The organism is Chloracidobacterium sp. D (assembly GCF_018304685.1).
Lineage (GTDB): Bacteria > Acidobacteriota > Blastocatellia > Chloracidobacteriales > Chloracidobacteriaceae > Chloracidobacterium > Chloracidobacterium thermophilum.
Genome location: NZ_CP072635.1, coordinates 405,548 through 418,715 on the forward strand (window position 1 = coordinate 405,548; position 13,168 = coordinate 418,715).

Sequence of the window (13,168 nt, forward strand, 5' to 3'; positions counted from 1 at the left end):
CCACTCACCACTCGCCATGTTGCTACCCCTCCACGACGGGAAACTGCGTCGGGAGCGGCGGTTGCGGCACGATGGACCGGTTGGACACCTGGACGCCCCGCAGATGGCGACGTATTGGACCGCGATAGACAGCCCCGCAGCGGCGGCACCGGTAGTAGGTTTCTCCAGGCTTCAACTGCTTGCGCAGCTCGTCCGGCACGGTCAGCCATTCCCGCAGGTGACCGTTGCAGACACTTTCCTTGCCTTTGTCATCCACTTTCTTGACCGTGCAGTTGTGTTGAATGTCAGGGTTTTGCAGGGTTAGAATTTCCATCACCGTTTCCTCCCGGATTAGGGTAACGTCCCGCAGCACACTGTTGACTGGAAAGCCTACGGTACACTGTATGCGACCACACGCCAAGCACGCACCTGCGCCAGGGCGCACCAGTGGTAGAGATGGCTTCAATCCTGTTCGTGGAGTTGCGACGTGCGTCTGCCATTTGAACCGGCTTCCTTCCCGGATGTGCTGAACACACTGCTTCAGTACGACCTCACGCCAGCCATCATCTTCCTTCCAAGTCGCCGTGGGTGTGACGAAGCCGTGGACAGCTTCCGCCGGACGCGCCTGCCGGATTTGTCCAGCGAGCAGCAGCGGCGCATTGCCAATATCGTTGCGGAGTACCCCGACGAAGCCACCTACGTCGAACAGCACCGGCAGTTCTTTTTGCTGTTGCGAAAGGGCATTGCCGCCCACCACGCCGGCCAGTTGCCGGCCTGGAAACACGTCGTCGAACGGGCGATGGCGGCTGGCGCGCTGCGCGCCGTTTTTGCGACCTCGACACTGGCCGCCGGAATTGACATGCCAGCGCGCTCCGTGGTGATTACGGCTTCCAGCCTGCGCTCCGATGACGGCCACCGGGACATCAAGGCCTTCGAGCTGGCCCAGATGACCGGCCGCGCCGGCCGGCGGGGACGTGACCGGGTCGGGTTTGCCATTTTCGTGCCCGGCCCCTTCCAGGATATGCACGTCATTGCCGAAAAACTGCTCAGCCCGCCGGAGCCGGTCGAAAGCGCCTTTGATGCCAACTACACCATGGCGCTCAACCTGCTTCAGAAAATGTCGCCCCAGGCAGCCCGCAGTCTCATCGAGCGCAGTTTCCGGCACTTTCAGAACCGGAAGCTCGCTGACCGCCTGCGGCCACGACTTCAGGAAGTCAAAGCCCTGCTTGATGCCGACGCCGAATTGTGCCCGGCCGGCGACCGCGCCCAGACCTTTGCCGCGTACCGTCCGATTGCCCGTGAACTGGCGGCAGCACGCAAGCAACTGCGCCGCTGGCAAAATGCCAAACGGCAGCTCGATCTTGATGATCCCGACACCCGCGCCGATTATGAAGCGGCTGTGAACACGGTAAGACGGCTCGAAGCCGCCGCCGCCGATTTTCCCTGTTCCACGTGCTCGCAGGTCAGCAACTGTGCGCCCCGCGCAGCGGAAATGCTGGAAGCCCAGCGGCGCTATGAGCACCTTGCGGCCCGTTGCTCTGAAATCGAAAACGGTCTGTGGGAACGCTTCAAAAAATGTGTCGCTGTGTTGCAGCACTACGGTTATCTTGACCAGCATTGGCAGCCGACGGCCGATGGGCGGTGGGCCGCACAGTTGCGGGTGGACAATGCGGTTTTCGTCGGTGAGCTGATCCGGGCTGGCATCCTCGATGTCGAAAGCCCGCGTCACCTGGCCGCCCTGTGTGGAGCCATTGCCGCCGAAGACCGCGAGTTTCCGCTCTATGAAGAAACCCGCGCCGAATATCTGCGTCCGCTGCGGCAGGTGCGCGGTATTGCCTACGCCATTGCTGATGTGCAGGCGCGCTATGACAACTACTGCACGATGACGATTGACTACGATGCCGGCCGGTTGCTGTGGACATGGGCCGATGGACAGTGCACTTGGGAGGCCCTGCTGGCCATGACCGAAGCCGTTGAAGGCGATGTGGCGCGGCTGTTGCTGCGTACCTCAGATTTGCTGGGGCAGTTGGCCGGCCTTTCGGCTTCGCATCCCAAGCTGGCGGAGCAGGCGCGGGCGGCCATCTATGCCATTCGCCGTCCGCCGGTTGAAGACTGACCATGGACGCTGCGCGGAGGGAATGCCGCCGGCTCGATGTGGGTTGCGGACGACGGAAGCTGCCGGGGGCAATTGGATTAGACCAGGTGGCTTTGCCCGGTGTGGATGTCGTCCACGATTTGAACGTCATCCCCTATCCGTTTCCTGACGGGGCGTTTGATGAAATCCACGCCCGGCACGTCATCGAGCACGTGGCCTCGGTTCCGGCCTTTCTGGCTGAACTGCACCGCATTGCAGCACCGGGGGCGCGGCTCTACATCGAGACGCCGCATTACTCGTCGCTCGGTTCGTGGAATGACCCGACGCACCGCTGGCACCTGAGCGCCTACAGCTTTGACTATTTCGCCGTCGGGCATCCGGCGGCGCACTACGTTGGCGGCGGCTTTCGCCTGCTCCGCATCGAGATTACCTTCCTGCGCCTGTGGCGCTGGCTGGGCGTGGCCTGGCTTGTCAATGCCGTCAACCGGCATCCGCGCTGGCGAATCTTTCGCAAAACCTGGGAAGAATACCTCAGTTTCATCATTCGGGCGCGCGACATCCACGCCACGCTCGAAGTCGTCAAGCCGGAGACGGAGGCAGCGTCCGGCTTGCAGGCCGCGCGGCAAAACGTATAGCCTAGCCGTTGTGCCACAGCACCGGGCAGATGCTGGTGCCGGGGAGGCGTCGGGTCGGCCCCAAGGTGGTCGCCGACGGAAGCCTTGCGCAGGTTTTGCAGGGGAAGTCAATGAAGTTCCGGTCGTTCGGGATAACCTGGTGGTTGGGAGTGGCCTTGTTCACCGGCCTGGCCGCCGCCCAGGAAACGGCGCTGCCAGCCGCGCCACCCCGCGACCTTGTCTTTCCCGGAATGAACCTTCCCGGCGATGAGCCGCCGCCGGAGTGGGTCCGTGCCCTGACCGAACGGGCGGAGAACTACTTTGTCCTGGGCACACGGGCGTTTGATGCCAACCGTTCGGAGTCGGCGCGCGAATACTTCAACCTGGCGCTGGATGTGTTGCTGGAATCCCCGACCGGCGCGCGGGCGCATCCGGCGCTCAACGCCTATTATCGCCAGTTGATTGAGCGCATCCGCTACTACGACCTCCAGATGCAGCAGACCGAAGTGGGCTGGGGTGAGCAACGTTTTACGCCTTCGCCGCTCGATCTGCTGCGGGATGTTGTGGTCTCCGATGCTGATCTCGCCGACGTTGAAGTGCGTGGTGAACTGGACTTCACGGCCGTGGCGGCGACGCCTGAAGTCCGGCGGTTTCTGGCCTACTTCACCCGTGGTGCCGGACGGGCGACAATCATCAATGGTTTGCGCCGGAGCGGACGCTATCTCGACCTGGCCCGGCGCATCTTTGCTGAAGAAGGCGTGCCGCAGGATTTGGTATGGCTGGCTCAGGCCGAATCCGGGTGGAATCCGGGCGCCCTTTCACCGGCTGCTGCCTATGGCATCTGGCAGTTTATTCCTTCCACCGGAGCGCGGTTCGGACTGGTGCAGAATGCCTGGATTGACGAGCGGGGCGGCATCGAGCAGCCCACCCGTGCCGCTGCCCGCTATCTGAAATGGCTTCACCAACGCTTCAATGGTGACTGGCTGCTGGCGATGGCGGCCTACAACTGCGGTGAAGGCAATGTCGAGCGGGCGCTGGCACGCAGCCGTTACCAGGATTTCTGGTCACTGCAGCGGCAGGGGTTGTTACCCCGTGAGACGCAAAACTATGTGCCGATCATCCTTTCGATGATTCTCATCGCCAAGCACCCGGAACTCTACGGCTTTCACAATGTGCCGCGTGAAGCGCCACTCCGCTACGACGTGTTGCCTGTCACCTCCACGGTGGACCTGCGAACTGTTGCCGCCCAGGCCGGTCTCTCACCGGAAGTCATCCGCAGTTACAACCCGGAACTGCTGACCTATACCGTCCCGGCCAACTATCGCCTGCGGGTTCCGCCCGGTGCGCGGTCAGGAGTGCAGACGGCACTTCTGGCCCTTCAGGCGACACCGCCGCGTCCAGACGGGACGGTTCGGACGCGCCTGGCGCGCCGGAAACGTCCGTAGCCGTAGCCGATGCCCTTGCCAGTCCCGACCGACCTTCCGCCCTCTGTGTTTCCAGAGGTGCTGCCACCACATGCCGGCGCCTGGCTGTGCGTGGTGGATGTGGAAGGGATGGTGCGGCAGTGGTCGGTCGGGGGTGTGGACGGCTGGCGTGACCGGTTTGCACTCGGCTCCGTCGCCAAGCTCGTCGTGGCGCTGGTTGTACAGTCCCTTGAGGAACATGAGCAGGTGCGGCTTGACGAGCCACTGCTGCCTGGTTGCCCGGTCACACTGCGGTGTCTGTTGCGCCACACGGCCGGGCTGCCGGATGTACTGCCTTCGTCTTCACTTGACCTGGCACAGGCACTGTCCAGCCGTCTGTTGCCGCCGGAGACTGCCTTTTCCTACAGCAACCTGGGCTTCGCCGTCATTGGCGCCTGGCTGGTGTCGCGCACGGGACAGCCAGTATCAGCACTGGCGGCACGCCACGTCTTTGCGCCCCACGCCATGGATCGGGCCAGCCTGCGCGATGATGTGTTGGGGGCAGCGGGTGGGCTGACGGCGACCGGCGAGGATGTCGCCCGGCTGCTGAAGGGGCTGCTGCATGCGCCGTCGCTGCTCAAATCGCTGGTGACGGCAACGGTCAATGTGCCGGGGCAGCCCGGTCTGTCGGCCGGGCTGGGCTGTTTTCGGCGCGTTTGTGGAGATACCTGGCTGGTGGAACACGAGGGATTCACCGGCGATGCCGCCTGCGTGGTGTGTCTGGCACCGGAAGCCGGCTGGGGCTATGCCATGTTGACCAAAGGCTGGCCGTACCGCCTCCGCCGGACACGCAACCAACTTGAAAGCGCCTGGTTTGGGCCCCTGCCGGCAGCCGAAATGCCGCTGCGGCGGCTGCCGGCCGAAGCGGCGGTGCGGTATGTCGGCGACTATGTGAACGGCCCCCGGCACGTGCGTATCGTCAGCCGGGAGAACGGACTCCACCTTGAGCGCGCAGGGCAGCGTTTCCCGCTCGTGCAGGCAGGTGAAGAGCACCTTGCCGTGGCCGTGCCGCTCCGGGACAGGCCCCCGACGATTGCCGTCGTCACCGGGGCCGATGGCTGCGCCGTTGCCCTGTATCCGTTCGGCTCGCTGCGCGCCCTGTGCCGCTCATTCGGTTGAGGCTGCCGGCTGGTTTTCCAGCGCATTGTGCAGCGCATGCCAGGGCAGGCTGGCGCATTTGACGCGCACCGGATAGTGGCTGACGTTCTCAAACATGGTGAGTTTGCCGAGGTGATGAGGTTCACGCGCGGGGTCAAGCTCACCCTTGACAAGGCGGTGAAACTCCTCAAAGAGCTGTTCGGCCTCGGCCCGCTTCTTGCCCTTGACGCTGGTGGTCATCATCGAGGCGGACGCCATGCAGATGGCACAACCGGCCCCCTGGAAAGCCACATCTTCCAGCGTGTCATCGGGCCCGACGTTGACATAGACCGTCACCCGGTCGCCGCACAGCGGATTGGCCCCTTCGCACTTGTACTGTGCGTTCTCGATAGCCCGAAAGTTTTTCGGGTGCTTGCTCAGATAGATGATTTGTTCGCCGTAAAGACTTTTGTTGCTCATGGTGGTGACGCCCTAAAGGGCAAAGACAGCAATGGTCTTTTCAATGGCCGCACCAAGGGCTTCGATCTCCGACGGCAGGTTATAGAACGCAAAGGAAGCCCGCGCCGTCGCCGGGACGCCATACCGCGCCATGAGAGGCTGCGCACAGTGGTGTCCGGCACGGATGGCAATGCCTTCCTGGTCAAGCAATGTGCCGATGTCGTGGGGATGGATGCCGTCAATCACGAAGGAAATGATGGCCGCTTTGCGGGGTGCCGTTCCGATGATGCGGACGCCAGGGATGGCCAGCAGCCGCTCTGTGGCCTGTTCGAGCAGTTGGTGCTCGTAGGCTGCAATGGCTTCCAGTCCGATCCGGCGCATGTACTCGATAGCCGTCCCCAGTCCGATGACCTCGGCAATGGCCGGTGTGCCGGCCTCGAACTTGTGGGGAATCGGCGCGTAGGTCGTCTTTTCAAAGGTGACGGTTTCGATCATATCGCCGCCGCCGAGAAACGGATTCATCCGTTCGAGCCACGCCGCCTTGCCATACAGAATGCCGACACCGGTTGGGCCGTAGGTTTTGTGGCCGGAAAAGACATAGAAATCACAGTCAAGCGCCTGGACATCCACCGGCATGTGGGGCGCGGCCTGCGCGCCGTCCACGAGGACGGGAACCCCTTGGGCATGGGCCAGCCGGATGATTTCCTCCACGGGATGAATCGTGCCCAGCGCGTTGGAGATGTGGCCGACAGCCACGAGCCTGGTGCGGTCGGTAAGGAGTTTTTCGTAGGCTTCCAGAATCAGTTCGCCCCGATCATCCACGGGGATAACCCGCAGGTGTGCGCCTTTTTCCTCACACAGCATCTGCCACGGGACGATGTTGGCGTGGTGCTCGGTGGCCGAAATGATGATCTCGTCCCCTGCGCCAACGAACTTCCGCCCGTAGCCGTGCGCCACAAGGTTGATGCCTTCGGTTGTGCCTTTTGTGAAGATGATCTGGCGTGCTTCGGGAGCGTTGATGAGTTGCGCCACCAGGTGGCGCGTCTGCTCGTAAGCCTGAGTCGCCTTGGCTGACAGCAGGTGAATGCTGCGCCGCACGGTCGAGTATTCTTCCGTGTAGAACCGGTTCATGCGGTCAATGACCACCTGCGGTTTCTGGCTGGTGGCGGCATTGTCGAGATACACAAGTGGGTGGCCGTTGATCGTCCGCCGGAGCGTCGGAAAGTCTGCCCGCAAAGCGGTGACATCGAGCGCGGGTGGCGTTGCCAGAACTGCGTGAGCCGTCATAAGACACAATCTCCAGAAGCCGATGGTTCGACGCGCTTGGCCAGCGCGCCGTCGAGCCGAACCTTGAGGGAGGGGACGGGAAGTTTTTCGCTGACCTCACGGGCAAAGCCGAACGTCAGCAGGCGGCGGGCCTCGGCCAGCGTCAGCCCCCGGCTGCGAAGGTAGAAAATTTCGTCTTCGTCAAGTTGTCCAACGGTCGCGCCGTGACCGCATTTGACATCATCGGCAAAGATTTCGAGCTGGGGTTTGGTATCCACCCGCGCCTTTTCAGAGAGCAGCAGGTTTTTGTTGGTGGTGACGGCGTTTGTCTGCTGGGCGCCGTGGCGGACGATGACCCGTCCGTCAAAGACACCGTGGGCCTGTTCGTCAAAAATGCCCTTGTAGAGCACTTCACTCGTGCTGTTGGGAACGGCGTGGTCCACCGTCACGTGGGTATCGGCAAGCTGCTGTCCACGCAGGGCCTGGAGACCATAGAGCCGGCATTCGCCGCCTTCATCCAGAAACCGGGCACGGATGTCCTGCCGCGACAGTTGTCCGCCCAGGGCGTGGGCGTGTCCCGTGAAAGCTGCGCCCCGGCCGATGTCCACCCGAAGGTCAGCAATGTGATAGGCGGCAGAACCTTCAGTCTGCACCTTGATGTGGGTCAGGTTGGCCCCCTGGCCCAGCCGTACATCCGTCACGGCATTGGTCAGGTAAGGGTGTGTGCCGAACCGTCCTTCCTCATCGCACAGCACGGTGTGAATCTCGACGACGGTCGCAATGGCGGCTTCATCGAGTTCGATGATGACGCGCGGATGTGTCATGCGGTCATCATCAGTCGGCGCGGTGACAAAAAACAGTCCAATCGGCGCGGCCACGGCTCTGCCACGTGCGACCCGAATGGTGACGCCATCGGACAGAAACGCCAGATTGAGCGCCCGGAAGGAGGAAGCATCGGCTTCCGGCAGGGGTGCCGGGCCATCGAGACGCCGGATTTCGACGCCTGCCGGCAGTCCGCTGAGGTCAGAGAGCGCCGCCTGGAAAGCGCCGTTGACGAAGACCATCCGTGTCGTTGCCGACTCATCGAAGAAGGCAATCCCGGATTGCAGGTTGGCGGCCATTAGTCCGTCCGCCGTGGCGGGGCGAAAGGAGCGTTTGGTCAGGGGGGCAAGGTTTGTGTAGCGCCAGGCTTCGTCCCTGACCGTCGGCAGACCGAGCCGCTCGAACGTGGCAAAGGCGTCTTCCTGCACCCGTCCGTAGGGCGAGGCGGCGCGTACTGGTGCCAGCGCAGCAAAGGCTTCGGCAAAGGGATTGGGCGTTTTGGCCGTTTCAGCTTTCATGGTCAGTCCCCCACTCCGGCCGCTTTGGCTTCGACTTCTTCCCGAATCCAGTCGTAGCCGCGCTGCTCCAGTTCCAGCGCCAGTTCCTTGCCGCCGGATTTGACGATGCGCCCGTCGAGCAGGACGTGGACAAAATCCGGCTGGATGTAATCCAGCAGCCGCTGGTAGTGCGTCACAAGGATGATGGCGTTGTCGTCGGTATGGAGCCGGTTGACGCCATTGGCCACGATACGCAGTGCGTCAATGTCCAGCCCGGAATCGGTTTCATCGAGCACGGCCAGCTTTGGCTCCAGAATGGCCATCTGCAGGATTTCATTGCGCTTTTTCTCGCCGCCCGAAAAGCCCTCGTTGACGGACCGTTCGATGAAAGTGCGGTCCATCTCCACGATTTTGATCTTTTCCTGAAGCAGATCGTCGAACTCCAGCGGGTCGAGTTCTTCTTCGCCACGGTGCTTGCGGAGCTGGTTGTAGGCCGCGCGCAGAAAGGTGGCGTTGCTGACGCCGGGGATTTCCATCGGATATTGAAACGCCAGAAAAACGCCCTCGCGTGCGCGCTCATCCGGTTCAAGTTCGAGCAGGTTTTTCCCGAAGTACAGGACTTCACCGGCCGTGACCGTGTAATCGGGATGCCCGGCCAGTACCTTGGACAGCGTGCTTTTGCCTGAACCGTTAGGGCCCATGATGGCGTGAATTTCGCCGGCCCGCACCGTGAGGTTGACCCCACGCAGAATGGGACGGTCTTCAACGACCGCGTGGAGGTTTTTGATGTCAAGTATGATTGGGGCTTCTTTCACTGCCGTATCCCTTTCTGTACCTTGCCCTGTGTCTTGCGCCCTGGCTGTCAAAAATGGCGCGCGTTGTGTCTAACCAACGGAGTTTTCGAGCTTGAGGCCGAGCAGCCGCTGGGCTTCGACGGCAAACTCCATGGGCAGTTCCCGGATGACTTCCTTGCAGAAGCCGCTGATGATCATCGAAATGGCGTCTTCCTGCGGGATGCCGCGCTGCATGAAGTAGAAGATTTGCTCTTCGCTGATTTTGGAAGTCGTGGCTTCGTGCTCGACGCGGGCGGTGTGGTTCTGCACTTCAATGTAGGGAAAAGTGTTTGCGCCACAGTCGTGACCGATGAGCATCGAGTCGCACTGGGTGTAATTGCGGGCGTTTTCAGCGCTGGGCAGGATTTTGACCAGCCCCCGGTAGCTGTTGTTCGACCGCCCGGCAGAGATACCCTTCGACACAATGCGCGACCGCGTGTTTTTGCCAATGTGGATCATTTTCGTTCCGGTATCGGCCTGCTGGCGGTGGTTGGTCAGTGCCACGGAGTAAAACTCGCCCACTGAGTTGTCGCCGATGAGCACACAGCTCGGGTACTTCCAGGTGATGGCCGAGCCGGTTTCAACCTGCGTCCAGGATATTTTCGAGTTGCGTCCCAGGCATTTGCCGCGCTTGGTGACAAAGTTGTAAATGCCGCCGCGCCCTTCTTCGTCTCCGGCATACCAGTTCTGGACGGTGGAGTACTTAATCTCGGCATCCTCCAGCGCAATGAGTTCAACAACTGCGGCATGCAACTGGTTTTTGTCGTATTTGGGAGCGGTGCAGCCTTCGAGATAGGAAACCGATGCTCCTTCTTCACAAATAATCAGCGTCCGCTCGAACTGTCCCGATTCCGCGTTGTTGATGCGGAAGTAGCTCGACAGCTCCATCGGGCACTGGACGCCCCTGGGAACGAAGACAAAGGAACCGTCGCTGAACACCGCCGAGTTGAGCGCCGCGAAGTAGTTGTCGGTGATGGGCACGACCGTGCCGAGATACCGCTGGATGAGTTCCGGGTGTTCCTTCACGGCTTCTGAAAAGGAACAGAAGATGACGCCGTGCTCGCGGAGTTTTTCCTTGTAGGTTGTGGCCACCGAAACGCTGTCGAAGATGGCATCCACGGCCACATTGGCGAGCATTTTCTGCTCGTGCAGGGGAATGCCGAGCTTTTCAAAGGTGGCGAGCAGCTCCGGGTCAACTTCGTCGAGGCTGTTGAGCTTCTTCTTTGGCTTCGGCGCCGAGTAGTAGATGATGTCCTGATAATCAATGGGCGGATACGTCACGTTCTGCCAGGTTGGCTCCGTCATCTTCAGCCACTGCCGGTAGGCTTTGAGCCGGAACTCCAGCATAAAGGCCGGCTCTTCTTTCTTGGCCGAAATCAGCCGGATAATGTCTTCATTGAGGCCACGCGGGGCAACATCGGATTCGATGTCGGTTGTAAAACCGTATTTGTATTCCTGTGTGGCCAGGGTGGCAGCAAGCGCGCTCATGACGATATTCCTTCCTCGTGGTTGACCAAGTGTGTGTGCCGGGGGACAGCCCGCACCGATGCCCAATCGCTGGCGGTCAGACGGACATCGCCGCTGAAGAGCGTGCCGGGCGCTGGATTTGAAACAGCCGTTCACTCACTTCACATTCGTGGTGGACGAGCTGGGCGAGGGTAATCCGGCTGAGAACCTGCTTGACGGTCTCATTGAGTATCTGCAGCACCGGACGGATGCCGCAGTCTGTGTTGTGGACGCAGACTTCCTGAATGCCTGAAAAGTTCTTGCAATGTTCTTCCAGATCGGCATGCTCGAAAACACTGATGACTTCGCTGACCGTGATCTGGTCGGCCGGACGGGCCAGCATGTAGCCGCCCTTGATCCCGCGCGCCGACTTCACAATACCGGCGTTGCTCAGCAGCCAGAGAATCTTGCCGGCATTGGCCGTGGAAATCCCTTCCCGCTCGCCAATCTGCTTGAGGGTCAGCCCTTGTCCCTCGGGCTGGCGGGCAAGCTGGATAAGGCAGCGAAGTCCATATTCTTCTTGCGCCGTAATTCGCATCGGTGTGAAACTCTACTTCATGATCCGGGGCTTTCCCTCGGTCGGATTCCAGTGCCATCCACCTTACCGAATACTTTACTTTTTCGTCAACAATGTCTGCCTGGCTTCGACCGAGTGGCGAACAGCTCGTTCACAGGTGGGCGATGAGTCGTGAAACCAAGGTCAAAAGTATCTGACCATGAAAAGGTTACGGCCTCCGAAGCGCTTGAGCTGAAGCGGCGGGTGGGGAGCAATCTCGAACTGCTCCGCCGGCAACGTGGGTTGAGCCTGGAGCGGCTGGCGGCGCAGTCCGGGGTGAGCCGGGCCATGCTGGGGCAGATCGAGGCAGGCGAAAGCGCGCCGACGATTGCCGTCCTGTGGAAGATTGCCCGTGGGTTGGGCGTGCGCTTTGCCGATCTGCTGGGCGATGAGCCGGAGCAGGCTGTGGTGGTGTTGCCGCGCGCTGCCGCCAAGGTGCTGCGTTCCCAGGATGGACGCTTTGAGAGCCGCGCCCTCTTTCCCTTTGACCGCGAGCGGCGGGCCGAGTTTTATGAACTGCGGCTGAGTGTGGGGTGCGTCGAAGTGGCCGAGCCGCATGCCGACGGCACGTACGAAAACCTGGTCGTGCAGCAGGGCTGCCTGGCGCTGACGATTGGCGACCGCGAGACGATCCATCTTCTGCCCGGCGATGCCATCTATTTTCGGGCTGATGTACCGCACGTCTATGCCAATCCGGGCGCTGAAGAAACATTGGCCTATCTGGTGATGACCTACGCCAGCCCGCGCCTGTAACGCATCTGTAAAGCCGGGGGCGCCTGGGTATTATCGGCCGGCGTGCGAACAAGTACCAAAGTGTGTAAACTTTCTCACGCACGGGTGACTTGGCGCGCTCCGGCGAGTTGCGTATAGTCCCTCGTGCCCTACCCCCGCGGCTGCCTGCGTTGATTTCTCCGGGAATTCATCACCAATGAACATTCGACCTTTCAAGCGTCCCCAACCTGTGCGCCTGGGTGTTTTGCTGCTCAACCTGGGCGGGCCGGAAAAGCTGGCCGATGTTGAGCCCTTTCTGCGGAATCTCTTTTCTGACCCTTCCATCATCCGTCTGCCCATTCCTGCGCTCCAGCGGCCGTTTGGCTGGTTGATTGCCCGGCTGCGCCGGGGCAAATCCCGGCGGTTGTATGAGAAAATTGGCGGTGGCTCGCCACAGCGGCGTATCACCACTGAGCAGGCTGCGGCGTTGCAGGATGAACTGGCCCGCCAGGGGGTTCAGGCGCGCGTGTATGTCGGGATGGTGTGCTGGCATCCGTTGATTGAAAGCACGTTTCAGCAGGTGCTCCAGGACCGCATCACGCACCTCGTTGTGCTGCCCCTGTTTCCCCACTTTTCCGTGACCACCACGGGAGCGGCTGCCAAAAAGCTCATTCGCTGCTTTGACCAGCACGGCGGCGTCCGGGAGATGCGGCGCAGCTACGTCACGCATTACGAGACGGAGCCGGGCTACATTGCGGCGCTGGCTGATCTCATCGCGGAAGAAATGCGCCGGTTTCCCGACCCGCGCCCGGAAGCGATTCAGTTGCTGTTCAGCGCGCACAGCATTCCGACCAAGTATGTTGAGCGGGGCGACCCCTACCTGCGGCACCACGAACAGACCATTGCTGCCGTCATGACGGCGCTTGAGCGGCGGCTTGGGACGCGGCCGCCACATCGGCTCTCCTTTCAGAGCAAGGTCGGCCCGGTACGGTGGCTGGAACCCTCCACGGAAGACACCCTGCGGCGGCTGGCCGGCGAAGGCCACGAACAGATATTGACCGTTCCCATCAGCTTTGTTTCCGAGCACATCGAAACGCTGTACGAACTCGACATCCAGTACCAGGCGCTGGCCCAGGAGGTCGGCATTCCCCATTTCCGCCGTGTTCCGGCACTCAACTGCCACCGGGCTTTCATCCGTGGTCTGGCCGGGTTGGTACGCGCCCGCCTGGCGGCTGGCTATCCGTTGCAGGCAGCGGAACAGGCTGCCGGGGGATAAACCAGGGCGGAACT

General features: G+C 61.5%; 13 protein-coding genes. 6 read left to right on the plus strand and 7 right to left on the minus strand.

Going from position 1 to position 13,168, the window contains the following annotated elements; translation table 11 throughout:
• Positions 1-22: 22 nt before the first annotated feature.
• Complete coding sequence (locus J8C01_RS12860; RefSeq protein WP_211433220.1) at positions 23-313, minus strand: hypothetical protein; 291 nt, start codon at positions 311-313, stop codon at positions 23-25.
• A gap of 153 nt (positions 314-466) precedes the next feature.
• Between J8C01_RS12860 and J8C01_RS12865 the strand changes: the two genes are divergently transcribed.
• From J8C01_RS12865 to J8C01_RS12880, 4 genes are all read left to right on the plus strand, one after another.
• A complete protein-coding gene (locus J8C01_RS12865; protein WP_014101155.1) occupies positions 467-2,095 on the plus strand; it encodes a DEAD/DEAH box helicase in 1,629 nt (542 codons plus the stop codon).
• Between the two features lie 2 nt (positions 2,096-2,097).
• The gene (locus J8C01_RS12870; protein ID WP_211433221.1) at positions 2,098-2,709 is read left to right on the plus strand and encodes a class I SAM-dependent methyltransferase; all 612 of its coding nucleotides are present in this window, start codon (positions 2,098-2,100) and stop codon (positions 2,707-2,709) included.
• A 110-nt stretch (positions 2,710-2,819) separates the two neighbouring features.
• On the plus strand, positions 2,820-4,133 hold the full coding sequence (locus J8C01_RS12875) for a lytic transglycosylase domain-containing protein (RefSeq protein ID WP_211433222.1): 1,314 nt from the start codon (positions 2,820-2,822) through the stop codon (positions 4,131-4,133).
• A gap of 9 nt (positions 4,134-4,142) precedes the next feature.
• Positions 4,143-5,270, plus strand: a complete 1,128-nt coding sequence (locus J8C01_RS12880) for a serine hydrolase domain-containing protein (RefSeq protein WP_211433223.1) — start codon at positions 4,143-4,145, stop codon at positions 5,268-5,270.
• Here J8C01_RS12880 and sufU read toward each other — a convergent pair.
• The 6 genes from sufU to J8C01_RS12910 form a co-directional block, all read right to left on the minus strand.
• The gene (gene sufU / locus J8C01_RS12885; RefSeq protein WP_014101152.1) at positions 5,259-5,708 is read right to left on the minus strand and encodes a Fe-S cluster assembly sulfur transfer protein SufU; all 450 of its coding nucleotides are present in this window, start codon (positions 5,706-5,708) and stop codon (positions 5,259-5,261) included. The two genes, J8C01_RS12880 and sufU, sit on opposite strands and share 12 nt — an antisense overlap.
• A 12-nt stretch (positions 5,709-5,720) precedes the next feature.
• Positions 5,721-6,974: a cysteine desulfurase gene (locus tag J8C01_RS12890; protein ID WP_014101151.1), complete on the minus strand. Its 1,254-nt coding sequence runs from the start codon at positions 6,972-6,974 to the stop codon at positions 5,721-5,723.
• The gene (gene sufD, locus J8C01_RS12895) at positions 6,971-8,293 is read right to left on the minus strand and encodes a Fe-S cluster assembly protein SufD (RefSeq protein ID WP_211433224.1); all 1,323 of its coding nucleotides are present in this window, start codon (positions 8,291-8,293) and stop codon (positions 6,971-6,973) included. The genes J8C01_RS12890 and sufD overlap by 4 nt, the downstream gene beginning before the upstream one ends.
• Before the next feature lie 2 nt (positions 8,294-8,295).
• Positions 8,296-9,087, minus strand: coding sequence for a Fe-S cluster assembly ATPase SufC (gene sufC / locus J8C01_RS12900; protein ID WP_211433225.1), 792 nt, complete (start codon positions 9,085-9,087; stop codon positions 8,296-8,298).
• A 69-nt stretch (positions 9,088-9,156) separates the two neighbouring features.
• Positions 9,157-10,593, minus strand: coding sequence for a Fe-S cluster assembly protein SufB (gene sufB, locus J8C01_RS12905; protein ID WP_211433226.1), 1,437 nt, complete (start codon positions 10,591-10,593; stop codon positions 9,157-9,159).
• Between the two features lie 76 nt (positions 10,594-10,669).
• Positions 10,670-11,149, minus strand: a complete 480-nt coding sequence (locus tag J8C01_RS12910) for an RrF2 family transcriptional regulator (protein WP_014101147.1) — start codon at positions 11,147-11,149, stop codon at positions 10,670-10,672.
• A 150-nt stretch (positions 11,150-11,299) separates the two neighbouring features.
• Between J8C01_RS12910 and J8C01_RS12915 the strand changes: the two genes are divergently transcribed.
• Together J8C01_RS12915 and hemH are read left to right on the plus strand one after the other, a co-directional pair.
• A complete protein-coding gene (locus tag J8C01_RS12915) occupies positions 11,300-11,920 on the plus strand; it encodes a helix-turn-helix domain-containing protein (RefSeq protein WP_014101146.1) in 621 nt (206 codons plus the stop codon).
• Between the two features lie 175 nt (positions 11,921-12,095).
• Positions 12,096-13,154 (plus strand): ferrochelatase, encoded by a 1,059-nt coding sequence (hemH, locus tag J8C01_RS12920; RefSeq protein WP_211433227.1) that lies wholly within the window; start codon positions 12,096-12,098, stop codon positions 13,152-13,154.
• Positions 13,155-13,168: the final 14 nt, after the last annotated feature.

What these genes read in the sequence shown, in the direction of transcription:
- sufD (WP_211433224.1), bottom strand. Translation starts at nt 8,293, where the DNA reads ATGAAAGCTGAAACGGCCAAAACGCCCAATCCCTTTGCCGAAGCCTTT.
- sufB (WP_211433226.1), bottom strand. Translation starts at nt 10,593, where the DNA reads ATGAGCGCGCTTGCTGCCACCCTGGCCACACAGGAATACAAATACGGT.
- hemH (WP_211433227.1), top strand. Translation starts at nt 12,096, where the DNA reads ATGAACATTCGACCTTTCAAGCGTCCCCAACCTGTGCGCCTGGGTGTT.
- J8C01_RS12890 (WP_014101151.1), bottom strand. Translation starts at nt 6,974, where the DNA reads ATGACGGCTCACGCAGTTCTGGCAACGCCACCCGCGCTCGATGTCACC.
- J8C01_RS12875 (WP_211433222.1), top strand. Translation starts at nt 2,820, where the DNA reads ATGAAGTTCCGGTCGTTCGGGATAACCTGGTGGTTGGGAGTGGCCTTG.
- J8C01_RS12860 (WP_211433220.1), bottom strand. Translation starts at nt 313, where the DNA reads ATGGAAATTCTAACCCTGCAAAACCCTGACATTCAACACAACTGCACG.
- J8C01_RS12880 (WP_211433223.1), top strand. Translation starts at nt 4,143, where the DNA reads ATGCCCTTGCCAGTCCCGACCGACCTTCCGCCCTCTGTGTTTCCAGAG.
- sufU (WP_014101152.1), bottom strand. Translation starts at nt 5,708, where the DNA reads ATGAGCAACAAAAGTCTTTACGGCGAACAAATCATCTATCTGAGCAAG.
- J8C01_RS12910 (WP_014101147.1), bottom strand. Translation starts at nt 11,149, where the DNA reads ATGCGAATTACGGCGCAAGAAGAATATGGACTTCGCTGCCTTATCCAG.
- J8C01_RS12870 (WP_211433221.1), top strand. Translation starts at nt 2,098, where the DNA reads ATGGACGCTGCGCGGAGGGAATGCCGCCGGCTCGATGTGGGTTGCGGA.